The sequence below is a fragment of the Cytobacillus firmus genome (assembly GCF_023657595.1).
Classification (GTDB): Bacteria; Bacillota; Bacilli; order Bacillales; family Cytobacillaceae; genus Cytobacillus; species Cytobacillus firmus_B.
In genome coordinates this window covers 4,108,577-4,132,622 of sequence record NZ_CP098323.1, presented here as the reverse complement: position 1 = coordinate 4,132,622, position 24,046 = coordinate 4,108,577, and the positions used below count along the sequence as shown (strand labels likewise).

At 36.7% G+C, this 24,046-nt stretch carries 16 protein-coding genes, 1 tRNA gene and 2 rRNA genes; 16 read left to right on the top strand and 3 right to left on the bottom strand.

What is annotated here, in order from left to right; genetic code table 11:
• The first annotated feature begins 2 nt into the window (after nucleotides 1–2).
• From NAF01_RS20880 to NAF01_RS20855, 6 genes are all read left to right on the top strand, one after another.
• On the top strand, nucleotides 3–1,199 hold the full coding sequence (locus NAF01_RS20880) for a glycosyltransferase (RefSeq protein WP_250801069.1): 1,197 nt from the start codon (nucleotides 3–5) through the stop codon (nucleotides 1,197–1,199).
• Nucleotides 1,200–1,285: 86 nt separating this feature from the next.
• On the top strand, nucleotides 1,286–2,476 hold the full coding sequence (locus NAF01_RS20875; protein ID WP_250801068.1) for a glycosyltransferase: 1,191 nt from the start codon (nucleotides 1,286–1,288) through the stop codon (nucleotides 2,474–2,476).
• A gap of 14 nt (nucleotides 2,477–2,490) precedes the next feature.
• Nucleotides 2,491–3,465 carry a glycosyltransferase family 2 protein gene (locus tag NAF01_RS20870; RefSeq protein WP_250801067.1) on the top strand — a complete coding sequence of 325 codons (975 nt, stop codon included), beginning with the start codon at nucleotides 2,491–2,493 and terminating at the stop codon, nucleotides 3,463–3,465.
• Entirely contained in the window at nucleotides 3,462–4,361 is a 900-nt protein-coding gene (locus tag NAF01_RS20865) for an SP_1767 family glycosyltransferase (protein ID WP_250801066.1), read from the top strand. The genes NAF01_RS20870 and NAF01_RS20865 overlap by 4 nt, the downstream gene beginning before the upstream one ends.
• Before the next feature lie 53 nt (nucleotides 4,362–4,414).
• On the top strand, nucleotides 4,415–5,962 hold the full coding sequence (locus tag NAF01_RS20860) for a lipopolysaccharide biosynthesis protein (RefSeq protein WP_250801065.1): 1,548 nt from the start codon (nucleotides 4,415–4,417) through the stop codon (nucleotides 5,960–5,962).
• A gap of 345 nt (nucleotides 5,963–6,307) precedes the next feature.
• The gene (locus tag NAF01_RS20855) at nucleotides 6,308–7,411 is read left to right on the top strand and encodes an acyltransferase family protein (protein ID WP_250801064.1); all 1,104 of its coding nucleotides are present in this window, start codon (nucleotides 6,308–6,310) and stop codon (nucleotides 7,409–7,411) included.
• Nucleotides 7,412–7,552: 141 nt separating this feature from the next.
• On the opposite strand, the gene NAF01_RS20850 is transcribed toward NAF01_RS20855, so the two are convergent.
• A complete protein-coding gene (locus tag NAF01_RS20850; protein ID WP_250801063.1) occupies nucleotides 7,553–10,126 on the bottom strand; it encodes a right-handed parallel beta-helix repeat-containing protein in 2,574 nt (857 codons plus the stop codon).
• Between the two features lie 894 nt (nucleotides 10,127–11,020).
• Here NAF01_RS20850 and NAF01_RS20845 point away from each other — a divergent pair.
• From NAF01_RS20845 to NAF01_RS20815, 7 genes are all read left to right on the top strand, one after another.
• Nucleotides 11,021–11,485 carry a VanZ family protein gene (locus NAF01_RS20845; protein WP_250801062.1) on the top strand — a complete coding sequence of 155 codons (465 nt, stop codon included), beginning with the start codon at nucleotides 11,021–11,023 and terminating at the stop codon, nucleotides 11,483–11,485.
• 214 nt (nucleotides 11,486–11,699) lie between these two features.
• Nucleotides 11,700–11,936, top strand: coding sequence for a hypothetical protein (locus NAF01_RS20840; RefSeq protein WP_226620269.1), 237 nt, complete (start codon nucleotides 11,700–11,702; stop codon nucleotides 11,934–11,936).
• 66 nt (nucleotides 11,937–12,002) lie between these two features.
• Nucleotides 12,003–12,785 (top strand): hypothetical protein, encoded by a 783-nt coding sequence (locus NAF01_RS20835; protein ID WP_250801061.1) that lies wholly within the window; start codon nucleotides 12,003–12,005, stop codon nucleotides 12,783–12,785.
• Nucleotides 12,785–13,048: a PqqD family protein gene (locus tag NAF01_RS20830; RefSeq protein ID WP_226620271.1), complete on the top strand. Its 264-nt coding sequence runs from the start codon at nucleotides 12,785–12,787 to the stop codon at nucleotides 13,046–13,048. Before NAF01_RS20835 ends, NAF01_RS20830 begins: the two co-directional genes overlap by 1 nt.
• 157 nt (nucleotides 13,049–13,205) lie before the next feature.
• Complete coding sequence (locus NAF01_RS20825) at nucleotides 13,206–13,493, top strand: hypothetical protein (RefSeq protein ID WP_250801060.1); 288 nt, start codon at nucleotides 13,206–13,208, stop codon at nucleotides 13,491–13,493.
• Between the two features lie 20 nt (nucleotides 13,494–13,513).
• On the top strand, nucleotides 13,514–15,325 hold the full coding sequence (locus tag NAF01_RS20820) for an ABC transporter ATP-binding protein (protein WP_250801059.1): 1,812 nt from the start codon (nucleotides 13,514–13,516) through the stop codon (nucleotides 15,323–15,325).
• Between the two features lie 24 nt (nucleotides 15,326–15,349).
• A complete protein-coding gene (locus NAF01_RS20815; protein ID WP_250801058.1) occupies nucleotides 15,350–16,351 on the top strand; it encodes a nucleotidyltransferase family protein in 1,002 nt (333 codons plus the stop codon).
• A gap of 49 nt (nucleotides 16,352–16,400) precedes the next feature.
• On the opposite strand, the gene NAF01_RS20810 is transcribed toward NAF01_RS20815, so the two are convergent.
• Together NAF01_RS20810 and NAF01_RS20805 are read right to left on the bottom strand one after the other, a co-directional pair.
• Nucleotides 16,401–16,473: transfer RNA gene (locus tag NAF01_RS20810), tRNA-Ala, on the bottom strand.
• Nucleotides 16,474–16,539: 66 nt separating this feature from the next.
• The gene (locus NAF01_RS20805) at nucleotides 16,540–17,238 is read right to left on the bottom strand and encodes an MgtC/SapB family protein (RefSeq protein WP_048011874.1); all 699 of its coding nucleotides are present in this window, start codon (nucleotides 17,236–17,238) and stop codon (nucleotides 16,540–16,542) included.
• A 131-nt stretch (nucleotides 17,239–17,369) separates the two neighbouring features.
• Here NAF01_RS20805 and NAF01_RS20800 point away from each other — a divergent pair, with 131 nt between their 5' ends.
• The 3 genes from NAF01_RS20800 to NAF01_RS20790 all read left to right on the top strand — a co-directional run bounded on the left by NAF01_RS20800 (nucleotide 17,370) and on the right by NAF01_RS20790 (nucleotide 23,970).
• Complete coding sequence (locus NAF01_RS20800; protein ID WP_250801057.1) at nucleotides 17,370–18,284, top strand: DMT family transporter; 915 nt, start codon at nucleotides 17,370–17,372, stop codon at nucleotides 18,282–18,284.
• Between the two features lie 993 nt (nucleotides 18,285–19,277).
• A 16S ribosomal RNA gene (locus NAF01_RS20795) occupies nucleotides 19,278–20,827 on the top strand.
• Between the two features lie 207 nt (nucleotides 20,828–21,034).
• Nucleotides 21,035–23,970 (top strand): 23S ribosomal RNA (locus NAF01_RS20790).
• The 16S and 23S rRNA genes sit together here, the layout of an rRNA operon.
• Nucleotides 23,971–24,046: the final 76 nt, after the last annotated feature.

Genomic DNA, 24,046 nt, shown 5'->3' with positions numbered 1-24,046 from the left:
TAATGAAAAAAAGTATACTTTTTATGCTCATAAATATGAATGTGGGTGGAACTGAAAAGGCGCTGCTTAATATGATATCAGAGATGCCGAAGGATAACTTTGATATAACTTTATTTATGCTAGAAGAGTACGGTGGGTTCCTGGATTCTATCCCTAATTGCGTAAATATAGTATATCTTAAAGGGGATGATAGCCTTAAGGTACTCTTAAAAAGACCTTTACATATATCAGCATTACATTTCTTAAAAAATGGCAAAGTCATAAAAGCTCTTATTATATTTTTTCTTTATTTTATTACTAAGATTACAAAAGAAAGGAATCTATTTTTTAAATATATTTTACGTGAATATCCAATAGGTAAAATTCAATATGACATTGCAGTAGCTTATGCTGGTCCTATGGACTTCATAAGCTATTTTATTGTCCACAAAGTTAAAGCTAAAAAGAAAATTCAATGGATTCATTTTGATGTAACAAAGATTGGGTTTAACAAGTATTTTGCAGAAAAAATATACAAGAAGTTTGATAAGATTTTTGTCGTATCAAAAGAAGGAAAAGATAAGTTGATTAGCGTGCTGCCAAAAATAAATGATAAAATTGACCATTTTCCAAATATTGTATCAACAGTGTTGGTTGAGAAAATGGCTGAAGAAGGCACGGGCTTTGAAGATCAGTTTGAAGGTGTACGTATCTTAACAGTTGGACGATTAAGTAAGGAAAAGGGTCAGGATTTAACCATTCCTGTACTTGCCAAACTGAAAAAAGAAGGATTTAATGTTAGGTGGTATTGTATAGGTGATGGAAGCGCAAGAAATGAATATGAACAACTTATAAAGTCGTATAATCTTGAAAACGACTTTATTCTATTAGGGGAACAAACTAATCCTTACCCATATATGAAACAGTGTGACATATATGTCCAGCCTTCCCGTCACGAAGGCTATTGTATCACTTTGGCTGAAGCAAGATGTTTTGATAATCCAATTATTAGCACAAATTTCACAGGTGCTGCTGAGCAAATATTGAATGAAGAAACAGGAATATTAGTCAGTTTTGATGAGAATCAAATGTATAAAGCTATTTGTAGAGTATTAAATGATGATAAATTAAGAAAAAAGATAAAGACAAACCTCCAAATAGATCTTATAAATAACAAAACAGCGAAAGAAAAGATATTTAATTTAGCGGTAGATTTTTAAAACCTCAAGTCATGTTCCATGTAGCTTGGGGTTTTTGCATTTATTTAAAATAAAAACCTTTTGCCGGGGGTTGAGGTGGAATAAAGATGAAAAAGAAGGTTTTATTTATGGTTTCTAGCATGAATATTGGTGGCGTTGAAAAATCATTGATTTCCCTATTATCGGCTATTCCAAAAGATAAATATGATATCACCCTTATGCTATTAGAGAAAAAAGGCGGATTTTTAGAATACATTCCTGAATGGGTTAAAGTAGAAGAATCTACATGGTTTAAAGATGTAAAACCAATAATCATGCAGCCACCTCAACAAACAGTTAAACATTTTCTTAATAAAAAGATGTTTCTAAAAGTTATTTCTTTTATTAATGCATATTTTATATCCAAGTACTTTAAAAATAGATACTTGTATTATCAAAATGTGTTAAAGGCTGTACCTAACAATCTAAATAAATATGACATTGCAATCTCCTACCAAGGTCCGACGGATATTATTGATTATTACATAGCAAATAAAGTATCTGCTAAAAAGAAAATATCTTGGGTTCACTTTGATGTATCTAAACATACGATCAACGAAAAATTGTATGAAAAATTATATCGGAGTTATGAAAAGATATATGTAGTATCAAAACAGGCTAAGAAGAACCTTATAGAAAAATTACCTGGTATAAATAAAAAAGTTGAAGTGTTTATGAATATAATTCCAAAAGAAGTTATAAAGGAAATGTCAAAAATCCCAGTGGGATTTGATAATGACTATAAAGGTCTTAAGATTGTAACAGTAGGAAGGCTTTCAAAGGAAAAGGGTCAAGATATTGCTATTAAAGTATTATCTCGATTAAGAAGTGAGGGGTATGAAGTCAGATGGTACTGTATTGGTGAAGGTATAGATGGTGCAGAGTATGAACAACTAATTCAAAGGTACAGTTTAAAAAATGATTTCATTCTTTTAGGAGCAAAACCCAACCCCTATCCGTATATCTTACAGTCTGATATTTATGTTCAAACATCTCGGCATGAAGGTTATTGTCTAACTTTAGCTGAAGCAAAGTGTTTAGAAAAACCTATTGTGACAACAAACTTTATTGGAGCATATGAACAGATTGATAATGGATATAACGGATTTATTGTAGGCTGCACTGAAGATGATGTTTATAAAAAGTTAAAATATTTAATTGATGATAAATATAAGCGAATGGAATTTAAAAATAATTTATCAAGGCAGGTTCTTAATGGAAACGAAGATTTTGAAAGGTTTCTATCCTTTGTTGAATAGAGAGGAAGTACAGTATGAATACTAAAATTAGTATTATTGTTCCAGTTTATAAAGTAGAACAGTATTTACATAAATGTATTGATTCTATATTAGCTCAAACTTTTAAAGAATTTGAATTGATACTTATTAACGATGGCTCTCCTGATAGGTGTGGAGAAATTTGTGAGGCTTATGCTAAAAAAGATACAAGAGTTAAAGTAATTCATAAAGAAAATGGAGGTCAAGCATCTGCAAGAAATATGGGATTAGATATAGCCTGTGGTAAATATGTTGGATTTGTTGATAGTGATGACTGGATAGAGCCAGATATGTATGAGTTACTCTATAGTCTTTGTGAAACTTATGAGTGTGATATTGCAAATTGTACCAGTAAAATTCATTATAAAGATCGACTAAAGATCAACGGTACACATTCATTAATAATACATGATAAAAAACAAGCAATGAAGGAAATGCTTAAGGGCGAGTTATATGATGAAGTTGTTTGGACAAAGTTAATTAAAAGAAGCTTATTAGAAGATATACGATTTCCAGTTGGTATAACCTATGAAGATACTGCTTTTACTTATAAACTAATTCATAAATGTAATAAGGTTTGTTGTATTGGCTCCCCCAAATATAATTATATTAAGCATGAAGGAAGCACAATGGATAATGCCGTAAAGAATATAAAGATTGATGCGGTTCTAGTGTATGAAGAAATGTATAAGTTTATTAGTAAGTATTACTCTGAATTAACTAGTTTGGTAGTTTTAAAATTATCAAATAGCTCACTTGTTGTTTTAAGAATGATCGTGGAAAATGGTGATTTCAACCAGCATAAGAAAGATTATTATAAGGTAGCAATGATATTAAATAGTTACTTCAATCAAACAATAAAACTTAATTACTTACCTAGAAATGTAAAGATATTATTAGCAGCTCTGAGAGTTCACCCAAAAATATATAAATTCCTTATAGGTTTTATAAATAAAGGATGGTTAATATGAAAAAATTTATATTACTAATTTACAATAAATTTGTATCTGCAAAAGGGAATTTAATGATTTTTTTTAATAAAGTTATTGCCAGAATAATACCACGACCGATGGTAAAAACAACTGATGAGACATTAACCAAATTAATAAATGGTAGTTTTTCCATGAGTAGATTCGGGGATGGTGAATTTGGACTAATGCAAGGGAAGAGTTTGTTGTTTCAACCTTACTCAAAAGAATTAAGTCAAAGATTAAAACAAATTATAAAGAGTAACAATAAACAACATTTAGTATGTATTCCCAATGTTTTTGATAATGTAGATTGGTGTACAGAAAATTCAAAGACTTATTGGATAAAATACTTAAATCGAAACCGTAGCAAAATATATAAAATAATAGGTAAGAGGAAACAATATTATGATTCCTTAGTTACTAGATTATATATAGATCATAAAGATAAAAGCAATGCTGAAGAAAGGTTTAGGAAATTTAAGAAGTTATGGACTAAAAGAGAGATAGTCATTGTAGAAGGTGATAAAAGTAGACTGGGAATAGGTAATGATTTATTCCATAATGCCAAATCAATGGAAAGAATAATTTGTCCATCTACAAATGCGTTTGATAAATACGAAGAAATTTTTGAAGAAGTTAAAAACCAAAATAGGTCAAAACTAATCTTAATTGCGCTTGGGCCAACAGCAACAGTTTTAGCATATGATCTATCATTATTAGGATATCAAGCCATTGATATTGGTCACATTGACATAGAATATGAATGGTTCTTGCAAAAGGCTACCGAAAAGCGTCCTATACAAAATAAATATATTGGTGAAATTCCTAACGGAACAGTGGTGAATGATATTAATGATGAGAAATATGAAAGCGAAATTTTAACCAGAGTTGGATAGTACAAGTTACTTTAAGGTTTTTTGTAAAAAATATAAAAAGGACTATTTTATATATGAGAACTAGTAATTCAATAAAGAATATTTCTATAAGTATTTTATCACAAATAGTTATTGTAATTTTAGGGTTTGTATCAAGGAAAGCTTTCCTAGACAGTCTAGGTATTGATTATCTAGGTGTTAATGGCCTTTTAACGAATGTATTATCGATAATGGCATTAGTTGAAGGCGGCATCGGGATAAGTATTGTTTACAACTTATACAAGCCACTTGCTGAGGATGATAGAAATAAGGTTATCGCATTAGTTCAATTATACAAAAAAGTTTATGGTATTTTATCAATAATAATTTTATTTATTAGTATATGTATATATCCCTTTTTAGGGACCTTAATAAAGAATGGCAATTCTATTGCTGATATTACATTAATCTATTCCTTGTTTGTTTTAAAGAATATAGTCTCATATCTGAATGCTCATAAGTGGTCCTTAATTAATGCGGATCAAAAAGGTTATGTACTAGCGAAAATTGATTTGATGTTTCAAGTTTTTACTTCTATAGCTAAGATAATAATCCTTATTACAACTAAGAGTTATATTCTTTATTTGATATTCGAATTAATAATTTATGTAATTCAAAATTTAATAAATGGCAGCATTGTTAACAAAAGATATTCATATATTAAAACTAAAGAAAAGTATCCTTTGGATAAGAGTACTAAAGAGAATTTAGTTAAAAATGTAAAAGCAATGTTTTTACACAATATAGGAGGTTTCCTTGTATTTGGAATAGATAATATTCTAATATCTTCCTTTATTGGATTAGCAACTGTAGGAATTTACTCGAATTATACAATGATCATTAATCAATTGGCAGCTTTAGTAAAACCAGTGCTAGGTGGAATTGATTCAAGTATAGGAAATCTAATTGCTACTGAAAGCAGCGATAAAAACTATTCGATTTTTAAGGTAACTTATTTAGTTAACTTTTGGCTCTATTCATTATGTGTGATAGTTTTATTTAACTTATTAGAGCCATTAATTAGTTGGTGGTTAGGAAGTCAATATATTCTTAATAATCTAACCTTTATAATAGTTTTGCTTAATTTCTACTTGACAGGAATGAGAACAGCAATTGCAACTTTTAAAAATAAAGCAGGTTTATTTGTCCAGGATAAGTATGCACCATTATTTGAAGGTTTTATAAATTTAATAGCATCTTTATTTTTAGTAAAATACTTTGGTTTAGCAGGAATATTTATAGGGACAACAATTAGTACTCTTACAACTGTGTTTTGGACGCAGCCAGTAATAGTATATAAGTATGTGTTTAAAAGATCTGTTTTTTTGTATTTCAAAAAGTATATTGTATTTGGATTATTAACATTAGCTGCTTGTTTTATTACAACAATAATATGTAATAGCCTAATAATTGGAGATAACTTTTTGGCCCTTGCTGGAAAGGGATTAATTAGTTTAATAGTACCTAATGTAATTTATATTGTCATTTTTTATAAAAGTAAGGAGTTTCAGTACTTAATTAATATTGCTCTTTCAGTATTGAAAATTAAGTTGCCGAGAGGTAAAACTAAGGCCGTTGGATAAGGTTTAAACTTTATTATAAGGAATCAAAAAAGATTAAAGTATAACTTTAAAGTAACGGGATAAAGAACAATTTTTAAAAGAATATAAAATGACTTCAGCAAACTCCTAAGCAAACAGATAATCTTTCTAGAGGTTATTTTGAACTTAATTTTGATCCAAATTTCTACTCAAATTAAATTTAACTTCTTTAAAAGTAGTCGTTTTTGCTTATTACCCTTTCTTTCAAATTATTAAAGAAAGGGATCTATTTAGAGTGAAGAACGTAAAAAAGTTTAGTAAAATAAATGACTAATATTATAAATATATACAATAAACCTATAAAAACAATAAGTGAAAGGGAAAAAAATGAATAATAATTCTACAATAAACTCTGTATTTTGGCTTCGCGCAATTGCGTGTATAGCTGTTGTTATGGGGCATAGCATTCAATTAACTAATGTTGAATTTAAACATTTAAGCAATGACTTCTACAGTTTATTTTTAAACTACCTCTTAGCAGCTGGTCTATTTGGCACACCTATATTTGTATTTATCTCAGAATTACTATTATCTAAAAAGTATCCTGTACAATTACCGAAAGGTTTTTTTAGAAAACGATTCGGTTACATATTATTGCCTTATATTTTTATGAATATTATTTATGCGATTATTGAGGTAAAAAGAATTAGCATAGAAACCATATTGCTTGAAATAGTGAAAAATATTTTCCTAGGGCACTCTGTATTGTATTTTGTTTTAATAATTTTCCAGTTTTACTTTTTACATGTAAAACTAAATAAATTCCTCAATAGATTTTCCCCTTCTGTTGTTTTGCCTTTAGCTTTATTAGTCAATGTTATTTATTTAGGAATATTTAATTTTACAAATCCACCCAATTTTTTTATTGCACAAGAAATTTGGAGATTTGGATATTGGTTACCTTTTATTGGCTGGGTATTCTATTTTTCATTAGGATTTTATTGTGGAAAGTATTTTAACGAATTTTTATCTCTTATAATAAAAAATAAATATATTATTTTGTTATTACCAGTTTTCACTTTCTTATTATTTGTAATTATTAATAAATACAATCTAATTAATTTTACAAATTCTAAAAGAATAGATATGGTTTTATATACAACGAGTGTCATTTTCTTAATAATTCTCTTTACAACCATTTTTATTAAAAAGGTACCTAAAATAATAATGATAATCAGTAACTATTCTTTTTGTATTTATTTAATGCATATGCTATTCATCCACCTAATAGAATTAGCATCCCCCCCTATGTTTTTTAACAAACTTAGCTATTTAATAATTGTACTGATTACTAGTATTACTTGTTCAATATTATCTGCACACATATTTAATAAAGCTGCCTTTGGAAAATATCTTATTGGTAATGTTAATAGATATAAATCCGATACACACAGACAAATCAGACAAAAAAAAGTAACTGAAATAGTATAGGGATTCCCTAAGTTCTTATTGGGCCACTAAAAAAAGGAGGTAGGATTCTCCATGAAATCATACCCCTTTTTACGTTCCGATTCACCCCTCGATTTAGTTTATGGAAAAATAAATTCTTCTATAGTTTAGAAATTGTATTGATTATGAAATAGAACCGTAAGTTTTAAACACTGCTTTAACTCCTATATTTTTCCAAGTTATTTGTTTGTCGATAACCGTTTCACCTAATACAGTAGGCCAAGGAGGAGCTGTTGAACCTGTTGAACCCTCATTTGTTAAAGACACAAAGAAATGGTTATTCATATATATTATAGTCCCTTTAAAGAGATAGGTATTTGGAGTCCATAAACGGTACGTATTAGCGATTCCTTCTGTTGTTGTAATCCAACCCATAAATCCTCCGCTAATTGGATTGGAATTTGGAATCAGCTGACCTTTTTTAAAGTATCCAAATGTAGGTTCTGTGGCTTGCCCGATTACTCCATTTATTTTGTTTCTATCAATACATATCAATCCGTTATTTGAAACATTCATGTTATCTATAAAATTGTCTGTTAAATCTATCCGCGCTGCTGAATTTGACTGTTTTATAATATCCATAGGTAAGCTTGCCTTAAACCGATTATCAGTCAATACTACATTTTGAGTGTTAGAATAAAATAATTCAATTACTGAGTTAGTCTTTGTATTATCAAATTCAAAAATATTATTAATAAATTCTATCCTAGCAGCCTGCCATATAAAGAAAGCTGGTTTGTCTTTTCCTTTGAACGTGCAATTTTTTACTTTTAGTAATTTAATATTAAAATCAGATTCAAAGAGATTGGAGGTACTCCATTCAAAGTGACATTCATCTAACTCAACAACTGCGTTTGGGTTAGTAACTACAACTATTTTTCCAGGATTAATAAATGTGCACCGTTTGTAGGTAGCATTCCCTAGTTTAGCCCCTTTACCATTTGTAAAGAGAATACCCTCTATTACCCAACCGTTTCGAACATTGGTAGTTGCACTAAATTCTCCACCATAAATTGTACAATCTCGTATCGTTTGAGGATATTCCCCTATTACTACCAATGTTCCCATAAAACTTTCATCTGCAAAGAATGCACAATCGGTTACAAAGCTACTATAGTCTTGCTTGTTCTGGAAATTAAGGCTGGAATTGTGAAAATAACTCCCAGATACTTCAACTCTCCTCGGAGTTCTATCCTCCCATTCAGGCTCTCCTATAATAAGTTGGCTGTTAAAAAGAATATTATTCGTAAATAATGTCTCTGCATATAAAAAGGCTCCACTGCTAATAAAGGTATTTCCTGCTATCTCAATTTTTGATGTTCCTACCATGTTTACAATGGGTCTGTCATGGAAAGTGTTATTTTTTATCCGAATATGCTTTCCATATACAAGGATAAGACTCCAATTTAGGTTATTATAAAAATTGTTATTTTCAATGAATATATGCTGATTCAATCCTCCACCATCTTCTATATCTAATCCACTGTTCGGTCCTGTACCTGCAACTCCGTTGTTAATAGTACCGTTATCATGTATGGTGCAATTTTTCAAATGCACGTCTTGACCAGAGAGCATAACACCAAGTCTTCTATTATGATGAAGGTTACATCGGTCAATATGGACATTTCTAGGGAAATCCTGCCACCTGACAGTTAAAGAGGTATATGGTGGAACAACACTTTGTCTTAGAGACATATACGCGTAATTTGCACCTTCGGGAATGGGTATCCTTTCAAAGAAAGTAGTAGATTTCAATTGAATAAATGTATTGTCGCTTGCATAAAACGCAACGTCAATGATACTTGCAGTTACAGGATCCCCTATTACTCCAAAGTCATTTCCTCCAAACACGAATGCTCTCCCGTTATTAATCATACTAGGGACTGTTACATCAATCTTAGTGGCAGATCTGATTCTGTTTGTATTGGTATTAAATGTTCCATCATTATTGATACCGCCCTGTACATATCCCCCATTATCTAAGAATGACCAATGGTTACTTCCTGGGTCACCTACATACCCTGTACCGCACTGTACAGAAATAGCATCTCCAGTCATACTATGAATATCTAAATTATCTATTGTAATATTGTTATTGCTATAACGTATTAGTATACCGAAACCATGCTCATGAGTACCTGGGTTTGTATGATAATCATGTGTATCTCTATCACCTTCAAGAATACCGTTAGTAATACGAATGTGCTCCTTACCTCGTTCTATAGCTATAAGTATATAACCAGATGAACCGTTTGTTTCCATTTTTAAGGTTGATCCATTTAGATTAATTGTCGTAAAACTTTGTGGTCTTAATGCCTCATCTTTACTTATTAGATACGTACCTTTTGGCAATACGACCTCTGAGTAGTTTTGTCCAGCTGCCCATATAAAAGCTTCGTTGATACCTTTTGATGTATTAATAGCATCGGTACCGTTATTTTTCACTCCCCAACGACTAAGTTCCAGCATATAAATACTTGCATTTGATAAACTTCCTTTCACTACCGATCCATTATATGTCAGTTCCCCTTGAGTGTTTTCTCCTATTTTGTCTAGTTGTACAGTGTTGGTATGAGTATGAAGTTCCAGGTGGGTATGTGTCTTTTTAGCTGTATCCTCTAATATGGCTTTAATTGCTGAATCATCATAAACAGAAATTTCTTGACCGTTAATTGATATATTTCCATTCTTAACCATCAGTAATCACATCCTCTTTTAGCTCCCCCTTGCGTCTAGGTCCATAATGCTATTCTAAATATGGGGATTATTTACTTCTCATATTTTTATATGCACCCATAGTAGATATGCTTGTACTTTTACACATAAAAATTAAATTTGGTTCCCTTGAAAGGAGTGTAATCTCCATATAGTAGACAAATAAAGCCTTCAATCTTATTACGCCTTCTTTAAACAGATAAATAATTACTTAAAAATACATTGTTGACTTATTATAAAATAGGAAATATTATTACTATTATATGAATGTTCTTTATAAAGAACCACGTTATCCTGTTCAAAGATATTTTCAGAAGAATATAAATGAAAAAACAAGATAATAAAATTATAAAAAGTCAGTAATCTGAATTAAACTAAGAACGAGATTGACATGTTCAAACATAGATCGTTGATTTGGAGTATCTCGGAAATCTAAATTAATATTCATGCTTACCACGCCACACCAGAAAGCTTATTTCGAAGTAATTTCCTAATTAGCAAGTGAGGGAATTGATATACGAAAAGCTGATGATTGAAAATCTTGACATTTATTCATATCCATAAGCCCTATATTAGATATTTTAATGGAAGGTGCCTATTCAATATAGAATGCGTAGGATTACCATTCAACTGTAATAAAGAAAGCATCTTTATTGTATTGGAGACATAAATAATGGAAGCTATCAATATCAGACTTCAAGTTGATTTTAATATGAATAAAGTTATTGAACAGTATATTTAAATTATCCAAATATGCCGAAATGATGACAGGTATAGTTTTAGTGGTAAAGTATATTATTTTTTCTCAAAATACTTTTTGGGTTTTTTTAAAATTCCCTTAAGACGTAACTCATCATAATTGATAGCAGGTGAAGTATGGTAATAATAAGGTGTTTTCTTTTAATTCTACCCTTTTTGTATATGGGTTTTATTTGGCTCCAATCAAGCCATTTTAACCCTGAGTCTGTTTCTGCATTATCAAGCCTTTTAGATATGAGGGTTATTTTGTTAATAGGAATATTATTAGAGCTGGCACATTTTTTTGAATTCGGTTTGTTTTATTTGTTACTCATAATGTCTTTCCTAACCCTTGGGAAACTGAACAATACAAAAGAAATTCTGGCTGCCAGTTTAGCCCTAGCTTATGGGTTAATAGATGAGATTCATCAGATATATGTTCCATTTAGATCTTTTTCTTATTTTGATTTGTTTAAAAACTGTATTGGCGTATGGGTGGTTTCATATATTGTTCATAGGTGTTATTTTATTAGGAAAAATTCTCGATTTGGAGCTGTCCTAAGGAAAATCACAAAACAAGATAAAAATAAAGCGGCCTTTTAACTATCAGTAGTCAGACAAAGACCACATTATTAGAAAAACTTTTTCGAGTGAATCTTACCATACTAAGTATTAATAAGGAATTTTGTCGAAAATTTGTTCTTTAAAAAGAACAAATAGTACTTTATAATTAACTATTATTAAATATATTTTTAATTCTTGTTTAAAGAACCCTAAGAAGTAATCGATTTTTTGAAAAAATATTGGAGTTGATTAAATGAAAACGCTGGATTGTCATGAAATAAAAGAAATTATTCGCCCAATGGTTTTAAGCCATCAACCAATTCGTTTTGAAACAGCTCATAGCTGGAATAAAGGGGTTGGGAACAAGGATCCTAATGGAGATGGCAATGGAGGAATTAATTATCCTAATGATCCTAGACCTCAAAAACCTGGAACAGGACCTGGTTCAGGTGGGGGTAAGAGAAATGGAAAAGGTAGAGGAAATAATTAGTTATTTTAAATAAGAGGTGAGTCTAGGTTATTCCCTTTTTATTTATATATAAGGAGTTTCGTAATTATGGAGTTACTTTATACGAAAGTCGGTACCCATGAGATAGAGATATCAACAGAATCAAAAGATTTTAAGGATTTCATTCAAAGGAATTTCAGTATCTTTAGGGGTAAAACAAGTGATCCAGACCTAAAAATAATTATTAAGAAAGGATTTGGAAAACCATTTGTTAACTACCAAGTTGAAGTTTCCAAGCATGAAGAAAAGATAAATTTCCAGCGTTCTGATTATCTGATTGAGACAGGATCGGACTACAGGTATTCTGTTATCTATGCTCATAATGAATTTGCTTTAAAGCACGCGATAACAAATTTATACAGTTCCTTCATCGTCTACCACAACTGGGGTCTCTTAATCCATTCATCCTGTGCCTTAGAAAATAGAAAAGCCCATATCTTTTCAGGTCAATCAGGCGCAGGAAAGTCGACGGCAGCGAAACTGTCTGCTCCAAGAGAGCTGCTTTCTGATGAGGCAACAATTTTAAAGATTGACGATGGAAAAGTAACTGTTTTTGACTCACCCTTTAGAAGTGAGTTTCAGGCAACTGGAACCAATAAATCAGCTCCACTAGCAAGCATACAGCTTTTACACCAGGCTTTACATAATAATAGAACGAACCTTAAAAAGTCTGATGCGCTAATTCAATTATTAGATAAAGTATTCTACTGGGCACATAGCCCAGAAGAAACCAAGCAAGTTATCAAGCTGCTAAATAAATTAGTAGAAACTGTTCCAGTATATGACCTTCATTTTCAAAAAAACAATCGATTTTGGGAGTTGATTTCTTAATGGCCAGATATGTTCAAAAAAGCAGCTATGAGACGACACATCTGGATAATGAGTGGATTATATTGAATACGGAAGAATATACGGTTACTACGTTAAATGATGTAGGGGGATTTTGCTGGTCTTTGCTTAAGGAGGAACAAACATCTGAGTCGCTAACACAAGCTGTAGGACGGGAATACCAGGCAACTGAAGTCAGTGAAAGAGAAATAGAAGAGTTCCTCTCTCATTTAATGGAATGCGGGCTGGTCAAATATGCTGTTTGACGGAGAAGTGATTAACTTATTAAAGAGGACCATCCAAAAAGACGGGTGCATTGATCTTCCTTCCGTGGGAGATAGTATGTACCCGTTAATTCAAAAAGGCGAAATTTGCCGGTTTATCCCTTGTGAACCTTCCTTATTAAATAAGGGGGATATTACATTGTTTTGGGCAGAATCTGGTCAATTAGTTGCCCACCGATTTTACCATGCAGAAATGATTCATGGCTTACCCCAATATGTGTTTAAAGGGGATACCAATCTTGGATTTGATCTGCCTGTAGGTAAGGACAAGATTGTCGGGAAGCTGCTTTATGTTCAGAAAGCAAGCCGGAAAGTAAACGTGGAGGACCTGCATGCCTATGCCTGGGGAAAGTTAATTTTGGCGATTCCTGTTTTATCAGGCTTATTAAGGAAGTATTTAAATAAAAGAAAAAGACCACAATTTTAGATTTAATTTGGAGTGTCCATATGAATACCACTAGAAGGCAGCGGCTGATCATGCTTATGAAGGAATATTTTACAATAAAGGATATTTTAAAGACGTTCACATTACTTAAGCCTTTTTTTGTAAAGCATAGGAATGCTTACTTTGTTTTATTTGGGCTATTGGCTGTGGATATTTTCTTGACGATTGCCTTCGCTGCATTTTTCGGAAAAATTGCCGATGCAGCCGTTCAGGCTGACTTTACCCAAATTAAAGCGTTAGTGCCAATCGGAATCTGCCTTGTGCTGGTCAGCATTGTTACATCTTTTATGGATATTTACTTTGAAACTGTGGCAACCAACGGCGTCAAAAAGGATCTTAAAAACCATTTATTTAGCCACATTTTACGCCTGCCTTCAAGTAAAGTATCGAATATGAGGTCAGGAGAAGTCATCTCTCATTTTACGAATGATGTACATAGTCTTGATGGAGTGATTGGTTATAGTCTTATCAATTTGGTGAGGCTGCCCCTTATTTTTATTGCGGTATTTATTTTTCTTATCCAAATCAATGTTACTCTTTCACTTCTTAGTTTGTTAATCACCCCTATTGCTCTTGTGGCTGGGCTGGTGTTTGGCTTGCTGCTTCGCCGGAATAGCAGATTGATACACAGTCTATTCGGAAAAATAAATACTCATATAAACGAGACATTTAATGGCATTGGGGTTATCCGTTCCTTTACCTTAGAAAAATCATCCTTTGAAAAGTTTAAAAGTAAAAATGAAGAGTTATTCAAACTTGAGAAAGAAAACGCAAAACTTCAGGGCTGGTTTTATTCAGGGGGAAGTTTAATCAGTTCTGTCACTTTTTATGTAAGCCTTCTCCTTGGAGCCTATTATGTTTCCAAAAACATAATGACAGTGGGGGCACTATTAACCTTTGTAAACCTTGTAAACCATTTGGTTTATCCGCTAACTGGTTTGGCTGGACAGTGGGCAGGGTTTCAGCGTTCGGTTACGGCAGTAGAGAGAATCATGGATGTATTGGAGAAACCTGCTGATACAGAGGAATTGCCATCTTATTCTGTTTCAAAACCATTGGAGAGTTTTATAGAATTTCACGACATCACTTTTAGCTATGATGAAAGCCATAAAGTGTTTGATGGTTTAAATTTAACCATCCCTGCCGGCAAAGTAATTGCGATTGTCGGGCCAAGCGGCGCTGGAAAAAGTACATTATTTAATCTGCTGCAGAGCTTTTATAAGCCGCAATCAGGTGGAGTATACATTGATCAAGTCAGCGTGGGAGATATTACTTTATCAAACTTGAGGAGCATGATTTCACATGTTCCGCAGGAAACCTTTCTATTTGCGGGGACTTTTCGTGAAAATTTAATGCTTGCTAAGCCTGGAATCAGTGAAACGGAAATGGTTTCAGCGGCGAAAGATGCGTATATACATGATTTTATCATGTCGCTCCCGGAAGGTTATGATACCGAAATTGGAGAAAGAGGCATTAAATTATCTGGAGGGCAAAAGCAGCGCTTAGCAATTTCAAGGGCAATATTAAAAAATGCATCTATTTTATTACTGGATGAAGCAACATCTGCCTTGGATAGTGAAACGGAATTCCATGTCAAAGAAGCATTGGGTGACTTAATGAAGGGCCGGACGACACTTGTTATTGCCCACCGGTTATCAACCGTTGAAAATGCAGACATCATTGTTGTTATGGATCAGGGAAAAATTGTCCAAACGGGATCCCATCAGGAATTAATTACTCAGCCGGGGCTTTACAGAAAGCTTCATAAAACCAAATCCCAAAGTAAAAAGTCTTCTGCCTTATCGCTTGCTTAACTGTTTTAGAAAGGATGTATTTTTATGAGCATGAGATGGATTCAGGCATTATACGACCCAGGCTTTCCACTGCCAGAAAATTTAAGCTTTTTTAAGAAGACATTAAAAGATATTATTCATTTCGGTGTCTCTTCACAGGTTTATTATCTATTAAAAGAACAGGGAAAGTTAAACCAAACGCCGGTTTATTTTCAGGAGCGATTGAAGGAGAAGTATAATGAGTCATTGTATCTTAATCTTTTTATTAAAAGTGAATTAGGAAAAATTCTAAATCACTTAGATAAGTTTGAAGTGGAAGCTATCCCGTTAAAAGGAGTGATCTTTGCCGAAAAGTATTTCGGGCATATTGGATCAAGGGGAACCTCTGATATTGATTTATTGATAAGGCCAAATCAACTTGAAAAAGCCATTAAGTCCATAACTTCCTTGGGCTTTACAGTTGAAGAGGAACCTATCCCATCTCATTTCCATTGCAGCTTCAGCAAAAAACTCCCAGGGTCGCAAATTCCATTAACAGTTGAATTGCATTGGAATTTGTTAAAGGAGAATTCTTCTTCTCTAAAGATTAATGAATTTTGGGAAAAAGCAAAGCCGATGCACCCATATAGATTCATAAGAGAATTAACGGATTACCATACTTTCTATATGATATGCCTTCATGGATGGCGTCATAATATGGATTCTTTAAAATATTTTATAGATATCATTCAAATGATAATATTTTTAAAAGATCATTTAGAATATGAAACCTTATTTAGGGATGCTAAGGACCACAAGACCTTAAAAAGACTAGTCAGGACATTATCGATTGTGTATAAAGAAAATCCTTATTTGCAGAATGTGAAAAAACTTCCGAAAAGGCGACCTAATTTTTGGCATTTAGATGCTTTTAAAAAAAACACAGATAAATCTTTAAGAAATTACATGGACTTCCTAGACTATCAATTTTTTAGCTATGATACTGTTAGGCATGGTTTAAGTGAATTTTTCGAATGGATAAGGTTAAATGATTTAAGGGGTCAATAAAAGCAAAAAGATGCAAGGCCTGAAAGGCCTTGCATCTTTTTGCTTTTTATGGAGAATAGGGGGCTCGAACCCCTGACCTCAACGCTGCCAGCGTTGCGCTCTCCCAGCTGAGCTAATCCCCCGGGTGGTGGTACAAGAAAAATTATAACCACATCGGGGCTATCTTGCAAGAGGAATTATTAAAAAATTTACTGCATACTATCGATTTCCATGCACTGTACTCCAGGAATACTTGAAACACTGTAATAAACATCTGTGGTTCTTCTTTTGTAGTCGACGGCAACGATCAGCTGCACAAGATGCAGATTCTCATCCTCTAAATCTTTAATGCGAATATGTTTTATAGATATATCAAGGTCTTTTACCGCTGGGATGATGTCTGCGATATTTTCTTTATCTCTTACTTTCAGCTGCAGGTTTATCTCTTTTTCCCTTAAACGTTTAGGACCAATTAAGCCCATTATAAAAGGAATTACCTCTACTGAAATAATCAGCAGTGCTACTCCAGCCATTGCTTCAATATAAAAGCCTGCTCCTACAGCAATTCCAATCCCTGCTGCCCCCCAGATTAAAGCAGCTGTTGTAAGACCCGAAATGCTGTCATTTCCGCGCCTTAAAATAACGCCTGCACCCAAAAAGCCAATTCCTGAAACAATTTGGGCAGCTAAACGCAGTGGATCCATCGTAATGTTGATGTCATCATTACCCGGAAACATATATGCTGATTCAATGGACACAATGGTCAAGAGGCAGCTTACTATGGAAATTACTAAGCTGGTCTTTAGGCCGACGGGCTTTCTTTTTAATTCTCTCTCCAGTCCGATAACAAGACCCAGTACTGCTGAAATCCCCAGCTTCATTAATATTTCTATCTCTAAACTGCTCATAATATCTCCCGCTTTTTAAAGTATTATATATCCAAAATAGGATCTAATAAAACCGTAGTAAAAGTTTGGCTGTACGTTGTAAAATGAAATATACCCTAATTATTAGGAAACCGTAACAAGGAGTATAAAAAATGTCTAATACAAAAATAAACCCTTATGTTGTCTTGGCAATTGGCGTCGTTTCTGTCTCTACTTCGGCAATTTTGGTGAAGGTATCCAGCGCTCCATCGGGAGTCATTGCTTTTTACAGATTATTTTTTTCTGTTCTTTTCATGTTGCCTGTATTTCTTATAAAGTATGTTCCCGAACTTCGTCTTATTACAAGGCGGGATTGGATCTTTTCTATCATTGCCGGTGTGTTTCTTGCCTTCCATTTTATTCTTTGGTTTGAGTCGCTGAACTACACCTCTGTAGCCAGTTCTACAGTTCTTGTGACTCTTCAGCCCCTTTTTGCGTTTGCAGGTACATATTTCTTCTTTAAAGAAAAGTTTACCTGGAAAGCAATATTAAGCGGGCTTCTTGCAATTGCAGGCAGTGTCATTATCAGCTGGGGAGATTTTCAAATCAGCGGGACTGCTTTGTTCGGGGATATACTGGCAATCATTGCATGTGCCCTTGTAACGGCTTACTTAATGTTTGGTCAGACAGTCAGAAAAAGACTTTCACTCATCACTTATACTTTTGTTGTTTACAGTATTAGCGCTATTACATTGTTCTTTTATGTGTTAATCGCCGGAGAACCTTTACTCCCGTATGGAACCAGTGATTGGGTATATTTTATCCTGCTCGCACTTGTTCCCACCCTGCTGGGACATACATTATTTAATTGGTCAATAAAGTGGCTCAGCACTTCCACCATTTCTATGGCCATCTTATTCGAGCCGGTTGGTGCTGCTGTTTTAGCTTATTATTTGCTTCATGAGTCAATTATATGGACACAAGTTCTTGGGGGAACAATCGTAATTGGAGGAATAACTCTCTTCTTATTAGATGAGAGAAGGATTCGAATGAAAGAATTGAAGAAAAAAACAACGGTTTCCGGATAAATGGGAGCTGTCTACAGGTATATTAGTGAAAAAATCTCCCTAAACGGGGAGATTTTTTTTATCTAAATACATAGGTCAGAGCTGAAAAAATAAAAGCAGCTGTAACTGAAAAGATGAAGGTGCCTCCGTAGACCTCTTCATCTGAGTCTGCAATTTTAATTCCCTCTGCATAAGCATAAGCAAACAAAAATACGGCCATGATTACTGATAGGTATAGTGCTGCGGTTTCCAGTATAATTCACACCTTCCGTTAAAAGTAGAGTTAATAGATATTATGAAAATTAACTCAAACTATTACTATTTCTTCTATATACTGGTTATATTTTAATTTTGAGTTTGTACTTCAATAAGCAGCTATTAAAATTTCTTATAAAAATTATTATTCTTTATGGTTGCTTTTAAAACTGTGGAAAAGTGAACAAAGTTATCCACAGACTGTGTGTAACTCTGTTGACAAGTGAAATAATAAGTATTTCACAGTGGATAAGTATGTGGGCATGTCTGATAAAGCTTTCGAATAATATTTTATTGATATAACTTATTATTGAAAGTTTAAGTTAAATACGCATTAATTTGATTTGTAGAACATGCACCTATAATGAGATCAGGGTGCATATTATTTAGATTTTCTGCCGCTTTATTAAAGGTATTCTCTAATAGGATGGTTCCGTATCAATCATCTAATAGAGAAGAGATTAATAACAAGATGCATCGAAAATATAAAAATAAACATTTTTGAAAAATTATATTGCAAACATTTAATGAATCATGGTATATTAATTCTTGTCCTCAACAAGGCAAGTTTGAAAGAGAAAAAAGTTGTTAAAAAGATATTGACTTGTTTGCGGGTAACATGTTATATTAATAAAGTCGCTTCTGGGCGACAAGGGAAAATATAACAAGAGAAATTGATCTTTGAAAACTGAACGAACAAAACGTCAACGTTTAATCATTAGTCTTTTTTGAAAAGACAAAACGAGCTTAATCAACTCTTATATGGAGAGTTTGATCCTGGCTCAGGACGAACGCTGGCGGCGTGCCTAATACATGCAAGTCGAGCGGACAGATGGGAGCTTGCTCCCTGAAGTCAGCGGCGGACGGGTGAGTAACACGTGGGCAACCTGCCTGTAAGACTGGGATAACTCCGGGAAACCGGGGCTAATACCGGATAACTCTTTTCTTCACATGAGGAAAAGCTGAAAGATGGTTTCGGCTATCACTTACAGATGGGCCCGCGGCGCATTAGCTAGTTGGTGAGGTAACGGCTCACCAAGGCCACGATGCGTAGCCGACCTGAGAGGGTGATCGGCCACACTGGGACTGAGACACGGCCCAGACTCCTACGGGAGGCAGCAGTAGGGAATCTTCCGCAATGGACGAAAGTCTGACGGAGCAACGCCGCGTGAGTGATGAAGGTTTTCGGATCGTAAAACTCTGTTGTCAGGGAAGAACAAGTACCGGAGTAACTGCCGGTACCTTGACGGTACCTGACCAGAAAGCCACGGCTAACTACGTGCCAGCAGCCGCGGTAATACGTAGGTGGCAAGCGTTGTCCGGAATTATTGGGCGTAAAGCGCGCGCAGGCGGTTCCTTAAGTCTGATGTGAAAGCCCCCGGCTCAACCGGGGAGGGTCATTGGAAACTGGGGAACTTGAGTGCAGAAGAGAAGAGTGGAATTCCACGTGTAGCGGTGAAATGCGTAGAGATGTGGAGGAACACCAGTGGCGAAGGCGACTCTTTGGTCTGTAACTGACGCTGAGGCGCGAAAGCGTGGGGAGCAAACAGGATTAGATACCCTGGTAGTCCACGCCGTAAACGATGAGTGCTAAGTGTTAGAGGGTTTCCGCCCTTTAGTGCTGCAGCAAACGCATTAAGCACTCCGCCTGGGGAGTACGGCCGCAAGGCTGAAACTCAAAGGAATTGACGGGGGCCCGCACAAGCGGTGGAGCATGTGGTTTAATTCGAAGCAACGCGAAGAACCTTACCAGGTCTTGACATCTCCTGACAACCCTAGAGATAGGGCGTTCCCCTTCGGGGGACAGGATGACAGGTGGTGCATGGTTGTCGTCAGCTCGTGTCGTGAGATGTTGGGTTAAGTCCCGCAACGAGCGCAACCCTTGATCTTAGTTGCCAGCATTCAGTTGGGCACTCTAAGGTGACTGCCGGTGACAAACCGGAGGAAGGTGGGGATGACGTCAAATCATCATGCCCCTTATGACCTGGGCTACACACGTGCTACAATGGATGGTACAAAGGGCTGCAAGACCGCGAGGTTAAGCGAATCCCATAAAACCATTCTCAGTTCGGATTGCAGGCTGCAACTCGCCTGCATGAAGCCGGAATCGCTAGTAATCGCGGATCAGCATGCCGCGGTGAATACGTTCCCGGGCCTTGTACACACCGCCCGTCACACCACGAGAGTTTGTAACACCCGAAGTCGGTGGGGTAACCTTTTGGAGCCAGCCGCCTAAGGTGGGACAGATGATTGGGGTGAAGTCGTAACAAGGTAGCCGTATCGGAAGGTGCGGCTGGATCACCTCCTTTCTAAGGAATATTTACAAGAAACGTGACGTTCTTTGTTCGTTCAGTTTTGAGAGTTCAATCTCTCAATGAAAGATTCGTTCTTTGAAAACTAGATAATGATTATGAAGAAGCAATAACCGAGTAATCGCCATTTTAGTGAATTCTCTCTATGTTAAATAGAGTTAAAAACCTTTGATACTGTTCATCTTCGATGAACCAGTCAAATACGGTTAAGTTAGAAAGGGCGCACGGTGAATGCCTTGGCACTAGGAGCCGATGAAGGACGGTACTAACACCGATATGCTTCGGGGAGCTGTAAGTAAGCTTTGATCCGGAGATTTCCGAATGGGGAAACCCCCTATCCGTAATGGGATAGGATCCTTACCTGAATACATAGGGTATGGAAGGCAGACCCGGGGAACTGAAACATCTAAGTACCCGGAGGAAGAGAAAGCAAACGCGATTCCCTGAGTAGCGGCGAGCGAAACGGGATTAGCCCAAACCAGGAGGCTTGCCTCCTGGGGTTGTAGGACACTCTATACGGAGTTACAAAGGAACGAGGTAAATGAACAGGTCTGGAAAGGCCGGCCAGAGAAGGTAAAAGCCCTGTAGTTGAAACTTCGTTCCCTCCAGAGTGGATCCTGAGTACGGCGGGACACGAGAAATCCCGTCGGAAGCAGGGAGGACCATCTCCCAAGGCTAAATACTCCCTAGTGACCGATAGTGAACCAGTACCGTGAGGGAAAGGTGAAAAGCACCCCGGAAGGGGAGTGAAAGAGATCCTGAAACCGTGTGCCTACAAGTAGTTAGAGCCCGTTAATGGGTGATAGCGTGCCTTTTGTAGAATGAACCGGCGAGTTACGATTACATGCGAGGTTAAGTTGATAAGACGGAGCCGCAGCGAAAGCGAGTCTGAACAGGGCGAATGAGTATGTGGTCGTAGACCCGAAACCAGGTGATCTACCCATGTCCAGGGTGAAGTCCAGGTAACACTGGATGGAGGCCCGAACCCACGCACGTTGAAAAGTGCGGGGATGAGGTGTGGGTAGCGGAGAAATTCCAATCGAACTTGGAGATAGCTGGTTCTCTCCGAAATAGCTTTAGGGCTAGCCTCATGTAGTAAGAGTCTTGGAGGTAGAGCACTGTTTGGACTAGGGGCCCCCATCGGGTTACCGAATTCAGACAAACTCCGAATGCCAAAGACTTATCCATGGGAGTCAGACTGCGAGTGATAAGATCCGTAGTCAAGAGGGAAACAGCCCAGACCACCAGCTAAGGTCCCAAAGTATACGTTAAGTGGAAAAGGATGTGGAGTTGCTTAGACAACCAGGATGTTGGCTTAGAAGCAGCCACCATTTAAAGAGTGCGTAATAGCTCACTGGTCGAGTGACTCCGCGCCGAAAATGTACCGGGGCTAAACGTATCACCGAAGCTGTGGATTGACATCTTTCGATGTCAGTGGTAGGAGAGCGTTCTAAGGGCGTTGAAGCCAGACCGCAAGGACTGGTGGAGCGCTTAGAAGTGAGAATGCCGGTATGAGTAGCGAAAGATGGGTGAGAATCCCATCCACCGAATGCCTAAGGTTTCCTGAGGAAGGCTCGTCCGCTCAGGGTTAGTCGGGACCTAAGCCGAGGCTGAAAAGCGTAGGCGATGGACAACAGGTTGATATTCCTGTACCACCTCTTTACCGTTTGAGCAATGGGGGGACGCAGGAGGATAGGGTAAGCGCGCTGCTGGATTAGCGCGTCCAAGCAGTTAGGCCGGTAACGAGGCAAATCCCGTTACCATACAGGCTGAGCTGTGACGGCGAGGGAAATTTAGTACCGAAGTTCCTGATTCCACACTGCCAAGAAAAGCCTCTAGCGAGGGAAAAGGTGCCCGTACCGCAAACCGACACAGGTAGGCGAGGAGAGAATCCTAAGGTGAGCGAGAGAACTCTCGTTAAGGAACTCGGCAAAATGACCCCGTAACTTCGGGAGAAGGGGTGCTCATTAGGGTGAATAGCCCTGATGAGCCGCAGTGAATAGGCCCAGGCGACTGTTTAGCAAAAACACAGGTCTCTGCGAAGCCGCAAGGCGAAGTATAGGGGCTGACGCCTGCCCGGTGCTGGAAGGTTAAGAGGAGAGGTTAGCGCAAGCGAAGCTTTGAATCGAAGCCCCAGTAAACGGCGGCCGTAACTATAACGGTCCTAAGGTAGCGAAATTCCTTGTCGGGTAAGTTCCGACCCGCACGAAAGGCGTAACGATCTGGGCACTGTCTCAACGAGAGACTCGGTGAAATTATAGTACCTGTGAAGATGCAGGTTACCCGCGACAGGACGGAAAGACCCCGTGGAGCTTTACTGTAGCCTGATATTGAATTTTGGTACAGCTTGTACAGGATAGGTAGGAGCCTGAGAAGCCGGAGCGCCAGCTTCGGTGGAGGCGTCGGTGGGATACTACCCTGGCTGTATTGAAATTCTAACCCGCGCCCCTGATCGGGGCGGGAGACAGTGTCAGGTGGGCAGTTTGACTGGGGCGGTCGCCTCCTAAAAAGTAACGGAGGCGCCCAAAGGTTCCCTCAGAATGGTTGGAAATCATTCGCAGAGTGTAAAGGCACAAGGGAGCTTGACTGCGAGACCTACAAGTCGAGCAGGGACGAAAGTCGGGCTTAGTGATCCGGTGGTTCCGCATGGAAGGGCCATCGCTCAACGGATAAAAGCTACCCCGGGGATAACAGGCTTATCTCCCCCAAGAGTCCACATCGACGGGGAGGTTTGGCACCTCGATGTCGGCTCATCGCATCCTGGGGCTGTAGTCGGTCCCAAGGGTTGGGCTGTTCGCCCATTAAAGCGGTACGCGAGCTGGGTTCAGAACGTCGTGAGACAGTTCGGTCCCTATCCGTCGTGGGCGCAGGAAATTTGAGAGGAGCTGTCCTTAGTACGAGAGGACCGGGATGGACGCACCGCTGGTGTACCAGTTGTCTTGCCAAAGGCATCGCTGGGTAGCTATGTGCGGAAGGGATAAGTGCTGAAAGCATCTAAGCATGAAGCCCCCCTCGAGATGAGATTTCCCATAGCGTCAAGCTAGTAAGATCCCTGAAAGATGATCAGGTTGATAGGTCAGAGGTGGAAGCGTGGCGACACGTGGAGCTGACTGATACTAATCGATCGAGGACTTAACCAAGTCATTGGTGAATACTCGGCAAACACTTCTTCATGCATTATCTAGTTTTGAGGGAATGAAAAAATGAAATTTCCTC